Genomic DNA, 15518 nt, shown 5'->3' with positions numbered 1-15518 from the left:
CGCTGCCTGTATCCATGGCGCCCCATCAACCCTGAACGGACCTCACGACCATGCCCCTCGTCTCGATGCGCGAACTGCTCGACCACGCCGCTGCCAACAGCTATGGCATCCCCGCCTTCAACGTCAACAACCTGGAACAGGTCCAGGCCGTGATGGCTGCTGCCGACGAGGTGGGTGCACCGGTGATCCTGCAGGCCAGCGCAGGTGCCCGCAAGTACGCCGGCGAGCCCTTCATCAAGCACCTGATCCAGGCCGCCGTCGAAGCCTTCCCGCACATTCCCCTGGTGATGCACCAGGACCACGGCACCTCGCCCAAAATCTGCGCGGGCGCCATCGACCTGGGTTTCGGCTCGGTGATGATGGACGGTTCGCTGATGGAAGACGGCAAGACCCCCTCGTCCTTCGAATACAACATGGAAGTGACGCGCAAGGTCGTCGACATGGCGCACAAGGTCGGCGTCACCGTGGAGGGCGAACTCGGCTGCCTGGGCAACCTGGAAACCGGTGAAGCCGGCGAGGAAGACGGCATCGGCGCCGAAGGCAAGCTGGACCACAGCCAGATGCTGACCGACCCCGAGGAAGCCGCCGTGTTCGTCAAGGCCACGCAGCTCGATGCCCTGGCGATCGCCATCGGCACCAGCCACGGCGCCTACAAGTTCAGCCGCAAGCCCACGGGCGACATCCTGGCCATCAGCCGCGTCAAGGAAATCCACCAGCGCATTCCCAACACCCACCTTGTGATGCACGGCTCCTCCTCGGTGCCTGCCGAGCTGCTGGCCATCATCAACCAGTACGGCGGCAAGATGAAGGAAACCTACGGCGTTCCCGTCGAGGAAATCCAGGAGGCCATCAAGTACGGCGTGCGCAAGATCAACATCGACACCGACATCCGCCTGGCCATGACCGGCGCGGTGCGCAAGTTCCTGGCCGAGAACCCCGACAAGTTCGACGCGCGCGAATGGCTCAAGCCCGCACGCGAAGCCGCCAAGCAGGTCTGCAAGGCCCGCTACCTGGAATTCGGCTGCGAAGGCCAGGGCAGCAAGATCAAGGGCCTGAGCCTGCAGCAGGTGGCCCAGCAGTACGCCGCAGGCACGTTGGCGCAAGTGGTGCACTGAACCACCGGCCCCGGCCTACAAGCCCGCAAGTCCCGTGCTTGCGGGCTTTTTTGCGCCCGGAGTGTCTCCTTTGCGATGGGGAGTTCCCTCTACATCAGCCAAATGCAACAGCCATCAAAGTTTCTTCATGTAAGCTCGCGGTCAGTAAGTAAGTAAAACCACTGACCTTGAGCAAGGAGACGACATGCTGATTGGTGTGCCTGCAGAGTCCATGGCAGGAGAGACACGGGTTGCCGTGACCCCCGAAACGGTCAAGAAGCTCAAGGCCCAGGGCCATACCCTGCGCGTCGAGGCCGGCGCCGGCATTGCCGCCAGCGTCACCGATGCGGCGTACGAAGCGGCCGGTGCCGAGATCACCGATGCCGCGGGCGCCTGGGGCGCCGACCTGCTGCTCAAGGTGCGCTGCCCGTCCGAGGCCGAGACGCCACGCCTGCGCGCGGGCACCACGCTGGTCGGCATGCTCAACCCCTTCGATGCGGCGGGCCTGCAGCGGCTGGCGACTGCCGGCGTGACGGCCTACGCGCTCGAAGCCGCTCCCCGCACCACCCGTGCGCAAAGCATGGACGTGCTGTCCTCCCAGGCCAACATCGCCGGCTACAAGGCCGTGATGATCGCGGCCGACCGCTACCAGCGCTTCTTCCCCATGCTCATGACAGCCGCCGGCACCGTGAAGGCCGCGCGCGTGGTGATCCTGGGCGTGGGCGTGGCCGGCCTGCAGGCGATTGCCACGGCCAAGCGCCTGGGTGCCGTGATCGAGGCCTCCGATGTGCGCCCCAGCGTCAAGGAGCAGGTCGAATCGCTGGGTGGCAAGTTCATCGACGTGCCCTACGAGACCCAGGAAGAAAAGGACGCCGCCGAGGGGGTGGGCGGCTACGCCCGCCCCATGCCGCCCAGCTGGCTGGAGCGCCAGAAGGCCGAGGTCGCCAAGCGCGTGGCCCAGGCCGACGTGGTCATCACCACCGCCCTGATCCCCGGCCGCGCGGCCCCGGTGCTGGTGACCGAGGAGATGGTCCAGTCGATGAAGGCCGGTTCGGTTATCGTCGACATCGCCGCCCCCCAGGGCGGCAACTGCCCGCTCACCGAGCCCGGCAAGACCGTCGTCAAGCACGGCGTGACCCTGGTGGGCGAGACCAACCTGCCGGCCCTGGTGGCGGCGGATGCCTCGTCGCTCTACGCGCGCAACGTGCTCGACTTCCTCAAGCTCATCGTCAACAAGGAAGGCGCCCTGCACATGGACCTGCAGGACGATATCGTGGCTGCCTGCCTGATGGCCCATGAAGGCACGGTGAAGCGCGCATGAGGCCCCTGCTGCCCCGCCTGCTGGCCGCTGCGGCGGCCCTGGCGGTTCTGTCCGCATGCGCCCCCATGCCTGCCGGCCCTGCCGAGTTCAGCGCCGGGCGCACGCGCGTGGTGCTGCCGTCTTCCGCCTGGGAAGATCTGGGCAGCTTCGATGACGCTCTGGCGGCATTGCCGCCACCGGCCAGCCTGCCCCTGCAGACCCGCGCCGTGGCCCTGCGCGGCGCCCGCAACGAAGTGCTGGCGGTGATGCTGGTGCAATCCCACCAGCGCAGCGACCCGCGTGACCGCACGCTGTGGACGGCCTCCTGTGCGCAGGAGCAGGGCCTGTGGGTGCGGGATGCCGCCGCCGGCAGCCCCGTGCGCGTGGACTGCCTGCGCTTCAAGCGCTGGGCCCATACCAGCGACCGCTTCCTGGACAAGGCCAACCCGGGCCTGGTGCGCTGGATCGGTGAGCGCGGCGTGGCGCTCACGCAGCCCTACTCGCATGTGAACTACCGCTATGCGACCGAGGGCGGTGCCTATATCGAGGTGAATGCGCTGGTGGACCTGCGCCTGCTGAAGCTGCCCGCAGGCAATACCCCCGACTACCTGCGCGCCGGCTTGCCTGCCGAGGCCTGGAGCCAGCAGATGGCCCGGGCCGCACGCGTGAGCGTCGGCATGCTCGATGGATTCCTGGCCGTGCCGCCGTTCCCCGCCGCACTGCCGCAATAAAAAAGCCAAGGGAGGCACGGAACATGGGGATCATTTTGCAAATCCTGGGCCTGGTCATCACCTTCACCATGGCCATGGAGGCCCTGCGGCGCTTCGGCATCGATGTGGGCTGGCTCAACCCGCTGACCTTCTTCCACCGGCGCGCCTGGCGGAAAAAGGTCACCACGCCACCGCTCTACGCGCTCGACCATCCGGTGGACGTGGTCGCCGTGCTGGCCCTGGCCACGGTGCAGACCACGGGCGCCATCACGGTGCAGCAGAAGACCGGCGTGCAGGCGCTGTTGCGCGAGCACCTGGCGCTGACCGATGGCGATGCCGGCAGCCTCTGGGTGGCCAGCGCGCACCTGCTGCGCAACCGCGCGCTGGCGCTCACCGAGCTGCCCGAGGTGCTCGCGCGCAGCGCCGACAAGTTCACCGATTACCACGTGCAAACGCTCAAGACCGTGATGCGATCGGCCGCTCTGATCGAGCCGCCCATCAACCCGGCCCAGCAGCAGCTCATCGACGCTGTGGATGCCTATTTCGCCAAGAAGAATGCCGCCAAAGGCCCCTGGTCTGCCGGAACCTAACGCCAATTGAAGAAAGAAGGACACATTTCCATGGATGCCGTCTCTCCCACCCTCATCAACCTCATCATCTTCGTGCTGGCCATCTACGTGGGCTACCACGTGGTCTGGACGGTGACCCCCGCGCTGCACACGCCCCTGATGGCGGTGACCAATGCCATCTCCGCCATCGTCATCGTGGGCGCCATGCTGGCCGCGGCGCTGACCGAAACCACGCTGGGCAAGAGCATGGGCGTGTTGGCCGTGGCGCTGGCTGCGGTCAACGTGTTCGGCGGCTTCCTCGTGACGCGCCGCATGCTCGAGATGTTCAAGAAAAAAGAGAAGAAGTCCGTCTCCAAGGCTGAAGGAGGCCAGGCATGAGCATGAACCTCGTCACGCTGCTGTACCTGGTGGCCAGCGTCTGCTTCATCCAGGCGCTCAAGGGGCTCTCGCACCCCACGACCTCGATCCGCGGCAACGTCTTCGGCATGACGGGCATGGCGATCGCCGTGCTTACCACCGCCGCGCTCATCGTCGAGCTCTCGGGCGGCAAGGCGCAGGGCATGGTCTATGTGCTGGGCGCCCTGGTGGTGGGCGGCGCGGCCGGTGCCATCATGGCCAACCGGGTCGAGATGACCAAGATGCCCGAGCTCGTGGCCTTCATGCACAGCATGATCGGCCTGGCAGCGGTGTGCATTGCCGTGGCCGTGGTGGCCGAGCCCTGGGCCTTTGCCATCGTGCCCAAGGACGCCCCCATCCCCGGCGGCAACCGCATCGAGCTGGCGCTCGGCGCCTTCATCGGCGCGGTCACCTTCAGTGGTTCGGTGATCGCCTTCGGCAAGCTCTCGGGCAAGTACAAGTTCCGCCTGTTCCAGGGCGCGCCCGTGCAGTTCCCCGGGCAGCACAAGCTCAACCTGGTGCTGGGCCTGGCCGTGCTGTTCTTCTGCTTCGGCTTCTGGCATTCGCAAAGCTGGGTCGACATCGTGCTGGTGATCGCGCTCGGCTTCATCCTCGGCGTGCTGATCATCATCCCCATCGGCGGCGCCGACATGCCGGTGGTGGTCTCCATGCTCAACAGCTACTCGGGTTGGGCGGCAGCGGGCATCGGCTTCTCGCTCAACAATTCGATGCTGATCATCGCCGGCTCGCTGGTGGGCAGCTCGGGCGCGATCCTGAGCTACATCATGTGCAAGGCCATGAACCGCTCGTTCTTCAACGTGATCCTGGGCGGCTTCGGTGGCGACACCGCCACCGCGGCGGGTGGAGCCAAGGAGCAGCGGCCGGTCAAGAGCGGCAGCGCCGACGACGCGGCCTTCGTGCTCGGCAACGCCGAGACCGTGGTCATCGTGCCCGGCTATGGCCTGGCGGTGGCGCGCGCCCAGCATGCGGTCAAGGAACTGGCGGCCAAGCTCACCGAAAAGGGCGTGACGGTGAAGTACGCCATCCACCCGGTGGCGGGCCGCATGCCCGGCCACATGAACGTGCTGCTGGCCGAAGCCGAGGTGCCTTACGATCAGGTGTTCGAGATGGAGGACATCAATGGCGAGTTCGGCCAGGCCGACGTGGCCATCATCCTCGGTGCCAACGACGTGGTGAACCCCGCGGCACACACCAAGGGCAGCCCCATCTACGGCATGCCCATCCTCGAGGCCTACAAGGCCAAGACCGTGATCGTCAACAAGCGCTCCATGGCCGCGGGCTACGCCGGCCTGGACAACGAGCTGTTCTACATGGACAAGACCATGATGGTTTTCGGCGATGCCAAGAAGGTCGTCGAGGACATCGGCAAGGCCATCGAGTAGTCCTTCCCCACGGCGAAAAGACCCTTTGGGCGCTACGGCGAAAGCCCTGTCGCCTAGGGGAAACTAAGCACCCACGGAACCCGCACCGGCAGAGACAATGCCGGGGTTCCATTGCAACGAGAAGTTTGGAGAGACACGCATCATGACCGACCGTCCCTGGCTGGCCGCCTATCCGCAAGGTGTTCCCGCAGATATCGATACCTCGCAGTACCCCTCCCTGGTGGCGCTGATGGACGAGGCGTTCAACAAGTACGCCAGCCGCGTGGCCTACAGCTTCATGGGCAAGGACGTGAGCTACGCCCAGACCGATTCGCTGAGCGCCGCCTTCGCGGCCTACCTGCAGGGCCTGGGCCTGGTCAAGGGCGACCGCGTCGCCATCATGATGCCCAATGTGCCGCAGTACCCCGTGACGGTGGCCGCGATCCTGCGCGCCGGCTTCGTCGTGGTCAACGTGAACCCGCTGTACACCCCGCGCGAACTCGAGCACCAGCTCAAGGACTCCGGCGCCAAGGCCATCGTCATCATCGAGAACTTCGCCACCACGCTGCAGCAGTGCATTGCCAACACGCCCGTCAAGCACGTGGTGCTGGCGGCCATGGGTGACCAGCTGGGCCTGCTCAAGGGCACGCTGGTGAACTATGTGGTGCGCAACGTCAAGAAGATGGTGCCCGCCTATGACCTGCCCGGTGCCGTGCGCTTCAACGACGCCGTGGCCAAGGGCACGCGCGGCAGCTTCAAGAAGCCCGACATCCGTCCCGACGATATCGCCCTGTTGCAGTACACCGGCGGCACCACCGGCGTGAGCAAGGGCGCGGTGCTGCTGCACCGCAACGTGATCGCCAACGTGCTGCAGTCCGAGGCCTGGAATGCGCCGGTGATGGCCAAGGTGCCTTCGGGCGAGCAGCCCACCAGCGTCTGCGCGCTGCCGCTGTACCACATCTTCGCGTTCACCGTGAACATGATGCTGTCCATGCGCACGGGCGGCAAGACCATCCTGATCCCCAACCCGCGCGACCTGCCGGCGGTGCTCAAGGAGCTGTCCAAGCACACCTTCCACAGCTTCCCGGCCGTGAACACGCTGTTCAACGGTCTGGCCAACCACCCGGACTTCGACACCGTCAACTGGAAGAACCTCAAGGTCTCGGTGGGCGGCGGCATGGCCGTGCAGGGCGCCGTGGCCAAACTCTGGCTGGAGAAGACCGGTTGCCCGATCTGCGAGGGCTATGGCCTGTCGGAGACCAGCCCCTCGGCCAGCTGCAACCCCGTGACGGCCAAGGAATACACCGGCACCATCGGCGTGCCGATTCCCGGCACGACGATGAAGCTGCTGGACGACGAAGGCCACGAGGTCACCACGCTGGGCCAGCCCGGCGAGATCGCCATCAAGGGCCCGCAGGTCATGGCCGGCTACTGGCAGCGCCCCGACGAGACCGCCAAGGTCATGACCGATGACGGCTACTTCAAGTCCGGCGACATCGGCATCATGGACGAGCGCGGCTACTTCAAGATCGTGGACCGCAAGAAGGACATGGTGCTGGTCAGCGGCTTCAACGTCTACCCCAACGAGGTCGAGGAAGTGGTCGCCAACTGCCCTGGCGTGCTCGAATGCGCGGTGGTCGGCGTGCCCGACGAGAAGACCGGCGAAGCGGTCAAGCTGGTCATCGTGAAGAAGGACCCGGGTCTCACCGAGGCCCAGGTCAAGGAGTTCTGCAAGGCCAACCTCACGGGCTACAAGCAGCCGCGCGTGATCGAGTTCCGCACCGAGCTGCCCAAGACCCCGGTGGGCAAGATCCTGCGCCGCGAGCTGCGCGACAAGAAGTAAGAAGACGCCAGCGAAACCACCCTGCCCGCGGTGCTGTGAACGGCGCCGCCCAGGGTGTGTTTTCGACGAAGGGCCTTCGGCTGGAATAATCGCAGACCTGCGAGCCCGGCCGCAGGCCCTTTTCCTTTGCCCCAAGCCCCATGACCACAGCCATCCTCAGCGCCCTGCCCGAAGAACAGGCCAGCCTCGTCGCCCGGCTCGAGCGCGCCCAGCGCCTCACGCACGCCGGCCGCTCCTTCTGGCGGGGCGAGCTGTGCGAGCGGCCCGTGGTGCTGGCGCTCTCGGGCATCGGCAAGGTGGCGGCGGCCACCACGGCCACGGCGCTCATCGAGCATTTCGGCGTGGCGCGCATCGTCTTCACCGGCGTGGCGGGGGGGCTGGGGGATGGCGTGAACGTGGGTGACGTGGTGGTGGCAGAGACCTTTGTGCAGCACGACATGGACGCCTCCCCGCTGTTCCCGCGCTGGGAACTGCCTGGCTATGCACGCACGCGGCTGGCCTGCGATGCGCACCTGTCCACCCTGTTGCGGGAGGCCGCGCGCAGCTGCCTGTCCGGCGCCGGCCGCCTGCCAGAATTGGGCGACGGCGCGCACCGTGTGCACCACGGCCTCGTCGCCAGTGGCGACCGCTTCGTCTCCAGCGCCCAGGAAGCCCGGCAGCTGCGCGACAGCCTGCGCCAGGCTGGCCACGACGTGCTTGCCGTCGAAATGGAAGGCGCCGCCGTGGCCCAGGTTTGCCTGGACTACGCCATCCCCTTCGCCGCCATCCGCACCATCTCCGACCGCGCCGACGACACCGCACACGTCGATTTCGCCCAATTCGTCCAGACCGTCGCCAGCCGCTATGCCGAGCACATGGTGCACGTGCTCATGCAAACTTTGTGACCCGGCAGCACAAAGGCGCGCAGCGCCACAGATGGGCGTAGCTTAGAACCCGGCCTGACAACACAAGGGCGCGCAGCGCCAGAAGTGCAACCGCCAGCGCCACCGTGGATCCGGCTTTGCCGGTCCAGGGGTGGCGTCCCCCCTCGGGGGGAAGGCGCGCAGCGCCACAGGGGGGCTACTTCAACCAGCCGCGCCTGCGGAAGTACCACATGGGCACCACCGCGCTCGCCACCATCAGCGCGATGCCATAGGCATAGCCGTAGGTCCACTTGAGCTCCGGCATGAATTCGAAGTTCATGCCGTAGACGCTGGCGATCAGCGTGGGCGGCAGCAGCGCCACGCTGGCCACCGAGAAGATCTTGATGATCTTGTTCTGGTTGATGTTGATGAAGCCGACCGTGGCGTCCATCAGGAAGTTGATCTTGTCGAACAGGAAGGCCGTGTGGTTGTCCAGCGATTCGATGTCGCGCAGGATCTGGCGCGCCTCTTCGAACTGCTCGGAGTTGAGCATCTTGCTGCGCATCATGAAGCTCACCGCGCGGCGCGTGTCCATCACGTTGCGGCGGATGCGGCCGTTCAAGTCTTCCTGGCGCGCGATAGCGGCCAGCACCTCGCCGGCGCGGGTGTCGGTCACGTCGCCGGCCAGCACCTGCTTGCTCACCGCTTCGAGCTCGTCGTAGATGTTCTCCAGCGTATCCGCCGAGTACTCGGCATCGGCGTCGAACAGCTTGAGCAGCACCTCCTTGGCGTCCTCGATGAGACCCGGCGCCCGGCGCGCGCGCATGCGCAGCAGCCGGAACACGGGCACGTCCTCGTCGTGGATGGAGAACAGCACGCCCCGGCTCTTGAGGTTGGCGTTGTGCTGGTTCAGGATGAAGGCCACCCGCACGGAGCGCGGGTTCTCGTCATCATCGATCAAAAAGTCGCTGCGGATGTGCAGCTCGCCGTTGTCTTCTTCGTAGAAGCGGGCGGATTCCTCGATGTCCTCGTCCATCGCATCCTCGGGGATGGACAGGCCGTAGTGCTGCTTGATCCAGCGCTTTTCTTCGAGTGTGGGGGCTTCCAGGTCCACCCAGATCGGCTGGAACTTGGCGAGCTCTTCCAGAGATTCGATCTCTTCCTGGAACAGCCGGCCATTGGCGAGCGTAAAGATGTTGAGCATGGGCTCACTCCCTTGGTAATTGGCGTCTGCGGTGGGGGGTCAGGGGTTGCTTTCAACCCCACGGCAGGCCGGGGAGCTGAAAGCTACCAACTCGGGTAGGTTTCCAAGGAGCTTTCTCCGTTTAAAAATGCAAGCGCCGGATTATCGCACCGGGCAGCCGGCGTGTCTGTGGTGAAGACCTGGCCGCGGCGGCTCAGGCGGCGGCCGCGCGCACGATGGCCAGCGCCCGGCACAGGTCGGCCCAGGCGGCGGCCTTGTTGTCCTGTGAGCGCAGCAGGAATGCGGGGTCGTAGGTGACCACGGCCGGGCAGCCCGCCAGGGTGTGCGGCCCTGCACGCAGGCGGCCCAGGGGCTCGGTGCTGGCCAGCGCGGCCCGGGCCGCCACATGGCCCAGCACCAGCACCATGGCCGGCCGCAGCGTGGCAACGGCCTGCGCCAATTGCCCGGCGACGTCGGCATCGCTGCTGTTGCCGTTGCCGGAGCCGGCGCGCTCCAGCGCCGCGAGGAACACCCGGGGGTGGCGGTGCAACTGCATGGCGCGCAGCATGTTGTCCAGCAGCTTGCCGGCATCGCCCGAGAGCGGCTCGGCGGGATGGGGAATTTCGGCCACGATGAGCCAGCCACCGCCCAGGCCCGCGGGCGTGCGCGCCGGGTCTGCCCCGGGGTACAGCGCCTGGGGCGCGTGCACTGCCAGGCCGGTGGCTGCGGCGGTCGCGGCCGCCACCGGGGCCACCGGTGTGGTGGCCACAGGCGCGCGCTGCGCCGCCGGTGCGGGGGTATGCACCACCGGCGGTGGCTGCACAGCCGCAGGCGGCGGTGGGGCAAGGCGGGCTGCTGCGGCCACTGCCACGGGGGCGGCGGCCGCGGGCGGTGCGGCAGCGTCCTCGCCGGGGGCCCACACGGTCACCCCCATCTCCTGCAGCATGGCGCGCTGGCGCGCATCGAGTGAAAGGCTCATAGGGATTGGCAGGTTCTCACAGGGGCAGGCTCATGACCACCGCGTCCTCGCGCTGGCCATGGTGGGCAGGGTAGTAGCGCTTGCGCTCGCCCACGCGGCGAAAGCCGTGCGTCTCGTAAATGTGCTGGGCGCGCAGGTTGCTCACGCGCACCTCCAGCCACAGCCACTGGGCGCCCTTGCCGCGCGACCACAGGGCCAGTGCGTCCAGCAGCACGCGGGCCCAGCCCTGGCGCTGGAATTCGGGCGTGACGGTGAGGTTCAGCAGGTGCACTTCGTCCACCCCCATCATGGCCACGAAATAGCCCAGCAACCGGTCGCCGCCCAGCAGCAACTGGCACTCGTAGCGCGAGGCCATGGCGTCGATGAAGTTGCCCCGCGTCCAGGGGTGGGTGTAGGCGCGCTGCTCCACCTCCAGCACCGCATCGAGCTGTGCCAGCGTGAGGGCTTCCAGGCGCGCCTCGGGGGCATCGGCAGAAGGGGTGGGTACGGCGCTCATGCAGGCGGTCGGTTCAGGGAGGGGTGGGCGTGGTGGCCTGGGCGGCGCGCAAGGCGTCCCGCTCGGCGGTGGTTTTCGCCACTTTATCGCGGATGTAGCGCGGCAGGGCGTCGCTGGCGGGCACGGCGCCCCCTGCGGCCAGCAGGGCCGGCGCCAGGCGCAGCAGTGCGGTGGCCGTGGGCAGGGCCCGTACATGGGCGGCCAGGGGCGCCAGGCGCTCGCCATAGGGCGCTTGCGCATTGCCGGCCACGCTCCAGCCGTCGGGCACCTCCACGGTCTCAGGGGCGCCCAGGCCGAAGTCGGCATCGGCCTGCCAGCGGCCCTCGGCGGGCTGCCATGCACAGCGGGCGCTGTAGACCTCGTCCATGCGTGCGTCGAGCACCGCCACCACCTGGGTAGAGCCATGCTGCAGGCGCGCCTCCTCGGCCACGGCCAGCAGCGTGTCCACCGGCAGCACGGGCACGCCCGCGCCGCCGCGCGCCCCGAAGGCCAGGCCCTGGGCCACGGCGCAGGCCGTGCGCAGGCCGGTGAAGGAGCCCGGTCCCCGGCCGAAGACGATGGCGTCCAGCGTGGCGAACGACAGGCCGGCCTCGGCCAGCAGGCGGTTGATGGCCGGGATCAGCGTGGCCGAGGCCTGCGCACCGCCCGGGCCCGTGTGCTCGCGCACCAGATCCCCGTGCTGCACGGCGATGGACAGGGTGTCGGTGCTGGTATCGAAGGCAAGCAGGTTCATGGCGGTGGCAGGCGGGACATCAGGCCGCAGATTTTCCGGAAGCGGTGGGCAGGGAGGAGGCGGGCGCGGGGCTCTTGCGCAGCACGCCCAGCAGGATACCCGTGGTCACGAGCGCCAGGCCCGCGCCCAGGTTCCAGTGCATGGGCTCGTCCAGCAGCAGCACCGCGCCGATGGCCGACAGCCCCGGCACCAGCGCCGTGATCATGGTGCTGCGCACGGGGCCGTAGTGCTGGATCATGCGCGTGAAGGCAATCCCCGAGATGACCACCGAGCCACCGCCCTGGAAGACCAGCTGGAACAGGATCTCGCTCCAGGGCGCGTGGCCGAGGTGGCTGGTGACCATGCCCAGGGCCACCAAGGCCCCGTACACCGGTGCGTAGACCAGCAGCGCAAAGGCGGTGATGGCGATCGTGGCCTGCACTGCATCCACCGCAAGGCGCCGGGCCTGCACGCTGTAGGCGGCCCAACTGGCTGCGGCGAGCATGAACAGCACGTCGCCTTTCCACACATCCCCGCCCGCAAAGCCCGCCAGCAGGCTGCGTCCGCCCACCAGCAGGTCGCCGGCCACGATGAGCGCCAGGCCCAGTGCGCGCAGGGGGGTGATGCGGTCATGCAGCACGAGCACGGCCAGCAGAGCGGTCCACAGCGGCAGGCTGCCGGGCATGAGCACGGCGGCATGGGTGGCCGGGGCATGGAAGAAGCCCGCATAGGCCAGCACGGCATACAGCAGGCCGCCAAACAGGCCCAGCAGGGCCGTGGTGGAGAGCGGCAGCGGCGAGATGCCGGCGAGGCTGGAGGCGGGGGCGCTGGCACCCATTTGCACCCTGCGCCGGTGCACCAGCCACCAGCCCCAGGGCACCAGCACCAGGCTGGCGCCGACGATGCGCAGCAGCGTGATGTCCAGCGGCGTGAGGCTGCGCTGCGCCGAGGCGCGGGCAATCACGATGAAGCTGGTCCAGAGGGTGACGGTCACCAGGGCCGCCAGCAGGCCCATGGCCCGGGGAGAAAAGCGCATCCGGGGATTATCGGTGGGCCGGGCAGGCCGTGCCGGAGGTGGGCGATAGACTCCCCCTCCATGTTGTCTGTCCCTTCGTTGACCCGTCTGTCCCTGACCTCCCTGGTGCCTCTTGCCGTGCTGCTGTGGGGCATGCTGCCCCCCGGTGCCAGCGCCCAGGCGCCAGCCCCAGCGCCGCTGCCTCCCGAAGTGGAGGCCGCGCTGTCCCGCACGCGCCTGCCGCGCGAGGCGCTCTCGGTGCTCGTGGTCGATGCCCAGGGCGGTGCGCGGCAGGCGCCGCGCCTGGCGCACCGCGCCCAGGTGCCGATGAACCCGGCCTCGGTGATGAAGCTGGTCACCACCTACGCCGCGCTCGACCAGCTCGGGCCGGCCTACACCTGGAACACCCCGGTCTACGTGCAGGGCACGGTGCAGGACGGTAGCCTGCGCGGCAATGTCTATATCCAGGGCCAGGGCGATCCCAAGCTGGTGATGGAGCGCCTGTGGCTGCTATTGCGGCGCCTGCAGGCCCAGGGCATCCAGGTCATCGTGGGTGACATCGTGCTCGACCGCACCGCCTTCGACGTGCCCGAGCAGGACCCTGGCAGCTTCGACAACGAGCCCCTGCGGCCCTACAACGCCTCGCCCGATGCCCTGCTGGTGAACTACAAGTCCCAGGTGATGACCTTCGTGCCCGATGCCGCTGCCGGCCTGGCGCGCATCCAGTACGACCCCCCGATGGCCGGCGTGCAGCGCCAGGCGTCCGTGGCGCTGGCCGCCCCGGGGGCGGAATGCGGCGATTGGCGCGGCGCCCTGCGCGCGGAGTTTTCCGACCCGGCGCGCATTGCCTTCCAGGGCGTGTTCCCGTCCAGTTGCGGCGAACGCGTCTGGCCGATCGCGCCGACGGACCCGCGCGGCTTCGCGGCGCGTGCCGTGGAGGGCATGTGGCGCGAGCTGGGCGGCAGGCTCACGGGCAGCGTGCGCGACGGCAAGGTGCCGGCCGGGCTCAAGCCCGCCTTCGTGGCCACCTCGCCGGCGCTGGCCGAGGTGGTGCGCGATGTGAACAAGTACAGCAACAACGTCATGGCGCAGCAGGTGTTCCTCACGCTGGCCCTGGGGAACAAGGGGGCTCCCGCGACCTTCGACGGCGCGCGCGAGGCCCTGCGCCGCTGGTGGCAGCTGCGCTTTGGCGATACCGACCAGCCCGTGGCCGACAACGGTGCGGGCCTCTCCCGCGATGCGCGCATCACGGCCCAGGGCCTGGCGCGCATGCTGCAGTCGGCCTGGGCCTCGCCGGTGATGCCCGAGCTGGTGTCTTCCCTGCCCATCGCCGGGGTGGACGGCACCTTGCGCCGCAGCCAGGCCCGCGGCGCGGCCCACCTCAAGACCGGCAGCCTGCGTGACGTCATGGCCATCGCCGGCTACGTGCATGGCGCCAGCGGCCGGCGCTACGTGCTGGTGGCCATGGTCAACCATGCCAACGCCGGAGCCGCCCGGCCGGTGCTCGATGCGCTCACCGACTGGGCCGCGCGCGACCAGTAGAAGCCGCGCGCGGACCCTGTCGCGCAGGCGTCCGAACGCTCTCGTAAACCCCAATGGCTACGCCAGTGCCGGTGCGCGCACGATGCTGCGTTACCATCCGCCGACATAGCCCATACAGAGAGAGGATTGCAACCATGAAGTACTTCCGCCTGACGTGTACCGCCGCCGTAGCGGCCCTGCTGGCCGCCTGCGGCGGCTCCGAGGACCCCTCGCGCGGGGACCTGATGGATCCTCCCAACATCCTGACCACGCTGACTGCCGCGCAGATCGATGCGGGCACCACGTCCAGCGGCCTCAGGGCCCTTGCCGGCAAGGCCCGCTGCGACGTGAAGGTCGTGGCACTCAACTACTACACGGCAGGTGCCAAGGCGGGTGAACTCACCAACGCCTCGGGGGTGATGCTGGTGCCCGCAGGCACCTGCAGCACGGAAAAGACCGCCCTGCTGGCCTATGCCAAGGGCACCGACGTGCAAAAGCCGCGCACCCTGGCCAACCCGCAGGACAGCGAAACCTTCCTGCTGGCCGCGATGTACGCCTCGCAGGGCTATGCGGTGGTCGCTACCGACTACCTCGGGTTCGCCAAGTCGGGCTACAGCTACCACCCCTACCTGCACGCCGATTCGGAAGCCACTTCGGTGATCGATTCGGTGCGCGCTGCGCGCAAGGCCTCCGCCTCGGTAGGCGGCAACCTGTCGGGCCGGATCCTGTTCACCGGCTACTCGCAAGGCGGCCATGCCTCCATGGCCGCGCACCGCGCCGCCGAGCGCGACTATGGCAACGAGTTCGACGTGGCGGCCGGTGCCCACCTGGCCGGGCCCTACAACCTGTCGGGTTCGCTGCGCATCCCCGATGCGATCGCGGGCGTGCAGTTCTTCGTGCCTTACCTGGTGACGGCCTGGCAGAAGGTCTACGGCAATATCTACAGCGACGTGAAGCTGGCCTTCAAGGCGCCGTACTCGAACTACATCGAGACCCTGCTGCCCAGCCCGACGATGACCTACACCACGCTGGTGACCTCGGGCACCTTGCCCGCCGGCACGCCCAACCAGGCGCGCGACGCGCTGTTCCAGCCGGCCTTCATCGCCAGCAGCCAGACCAACCTGAACGACCCGCTCTACCTGGCTGCCCAGAAGAACGACCTGCTGGGCTGGACGCCCAAGTCGCGCGTGCTGCTGTGTGGCGGATCGGGCGACCCCACGGTGCCGCCCGCCGTGCACCAGAACGTGATGGCGGCCGATTTCGCCAGGCGCGGCGTGACCAATGTGATCTCGGTGGATGTGGACGGACCCATCCAGGCCACCTTCGGCCCCGGTGGCGCAGCGCCCACCGACCCCGCGTCTGCAGCCTTCGCCACCTACTACGGCGCCTACCACGGCACCTATGAGCCACCGTTCTGCCATGCCCAGGCGCGTGCCGTCTTCGACGTCATCGTGAAGTAAGCGGTCTCACCGCGCA

At 68.0% G+C, this 15518-nt stretch carries 15 protein-coding genes; 10 read left to right on the top strand and 5 right to left on the bottom strand.

Annotation, left to right across the window (positions count from 1 at the left end; translation table 11 throughout):
- Positions 1-50 precede the first annotated feature (50 nt).
- From fba to AC07PA_RS00190, 8 genes are all read left to right on the top strand, one after another.
- Positions 51-1115: a class II fructose-bisphosphate aldolase gene (gene fba, locus AC07PA_RS00225; protein ID WP_007857562.1), complete on the top strand. Its 1065-nt coding sequence runs from the start codon at positions 51-53 to the stop codon at positions 1113-1115.
- A gap of 184 nt (positions 1116-1299) precedes the next feature.
- The gene (locus AC07PA_RS00220) at positions 1300-2415 is read left to right on the top strand and encodes a Re/Si-specific NAD(P)(+) transhydrogenase subunit alpha (protein WP_494604072.1); all 1116 of its coding nucleotides are present in this window, start codon (positions 1300-1302) and stop codon (positions 2413-2415) included.
- Complete coding sequence (locus tag AC07PA_RS00215; RefSeq protein WP_145693706.1) at positions 2412-3125, top strand: hypothetical protein; 714 nt, start codon at positions 2412-2414, stop codon at positions 3123-3125. The genes AC07PA_RS00220 and AC07PA_RS00215 overlap by 4 nt, the downstream gene beginning before the upstream one ends.
- 23 nt (positions 3126-3148) lie before the next feature.
- Complete coding sequence (locus tag AC07PA_RS00210; protein ID WP_007857559.1) at positions 3149-3694, top strand: hypothetical protein; 546 nt, start codon at positions 3149-3151, stop codon at positions 3692-3694.
- 30 nt (positions 3695-3724) lie between these two features.
- Positions 3725-4051: an NAD(P) transhydrogenase subunit alpha part 2 gene (locus AC07PA_RS00205; RefSeq protein ID WP_145693704.1), complete on the top strand. Its 327-nt coding sequence runs from the start codon at positions 3725-3727 to the stop codon at positions 4049-4051.
- Complete coding sequence (locus tag AC07PA_RS00200; RefSeq protein WP_007857557.1) at positions 4048-5472, top strand: NAD(P)(+) transhydrogenase (Re/Si-specific) subunit beta; 1425 nt, start codon at positions 4048-4050, stop codon at positions 5470-5472. Before AC07PA_RS00205 ends, AC07PA_RS00200 begins: the two co-directional genes overlap by 4 nt.
- Before the next feature lie 142 nt (positions 5473-5614).
- A complete protein-coding gene (locus tag AC07PA_RS00195) occupies positions 5615-7294 on the top strand; it encodes a long-chain-fatty-acid--CoA ligase (protein ID WP_035205036.1) in 1680 nt (559 codons plus the stop codon).
- A gap of 140 nt (positions 7295-7434) precedes the next feature.
- Positions 7435-8178: a 5'-methylthioadenosine/adenosylhomocysteine nucleosidase gene (locus AC07PA_RS00190; RefSeq protein WP_494604076.1), complete on the top strand. Its 744-nt coding sequence runs from the start codon at positions 7435-7437 to the stop codon at positions 8176-8178.
- Between the two features lie 175 nt (positions 8179-8353).
- Here the strand turns inward: AC07PA_RS00190 and corA are convergent, their stop codons facing one another.
- From corA to AC07PA_RS00165, 5 genes are all read right to left on the bottom strand, one after another.
- A complete protein-coding gene (gene corA / locus AC07PA_RS00185) occupies positions 8354-9340 on the bottom strand; it encodes a magnesium/cobalt transporter CorA (protein WP_007857552.1) in 987 nt (328 codons plus the stop codon).
- Positions 9341-9533: 193 nt separating this feature from the next.
- Entirely contained in the window at positions 9534-10298 is a 765-nt protein-coding gene (locus AC07PA_RS00180) for a uracil-DNA glycosylase family protein (protein WP_494604079.1), read from the bottom strand.
- A 16-nt stretch (positions 10299-10314) separates the two neighbouring features.
- Positions 10315-10794, bottom strand: coding sequence for a ribosomal protein S18-alanine N-acetyltransferase (gene rimI / locus AC07PA_RS00175; RefSeq protein ID WP_007857549.1), 480 nt, complete (start codon positions 10792-10794; stop codon positions 10315-10317).
- A 13-nt stretch (positions 10795-10807) separates the two neighbouring features.
- Positions 10808-11527: a tRNA (adenosine(37)-N6)-threonylcarbamoyltransferase complex dimerization subunit type 1 TsaB gene (gene tsaB / locus AC07PA_RS00170; protein ID WP_145693698.1), complete on the bottom strand. Its 720-nt coding sequence runs from the start codon at positions 11525-11527 to the stop codon at positions 10808-10810.
- A 19-nt stretch (positions 11528-11546) separates the two neighbouring features.
- Positions 11547-12542 carry a DMT family transporter gene (locus tag AC07PA_RS00165; RefSeq protein ID WP_035205030.1) on the bottom strand — a complete coding sequence of 332 codons (996 nt, stop codon included), beginning with the start codon at positions 12540-12542 and terminating at the stop codon, positions 11547-11549.
- A gap of 60 nt (positions 12543-12602) precedes the next feature.
- On the opposite strand from AC07PA_RS00165, the gene dacB reads away from it, so the two are divergent.
- Both dacB and AC07PA_RS00155 read left to right on the top strand, forming a co-directional pair.
- Positions 12603-14063 carry a D-alanyl-D-alanine carboxypeptidase/D-alanyl-D-alanine endopeptidase gene (gene dacB, locus AC07PA_RS00160; protein ID WP_494604082.1) on the top strand — a complete coding sequence of 487 codons (1461 nt, stop codon included), beginning with the start codon at positions 12603-12605 and terminating at the stop codon, positions 14061-14063.
- A gap of 134 nt (positions 14064-14197) precedes the next feature.
- A complete protein-coding gene (locus AC07PA_RS00155; RefSeq protein WP_494604084.1) occupies positions 14198-15502 on the top strand; it encodes a lipase family protein in 1305 nt (434 codons plus the stop codon).
- Positions 15503-15518 lie beyond the last annotated feature (16 nt).

The organism is Acidovorax sp. GW821-FHT09B03, assembly GCF_059418305.1.
Note: the sequence above shows the minus strand (reverse complement) of the source record. Positions and strands in the feature narration are given on the sequence as shown.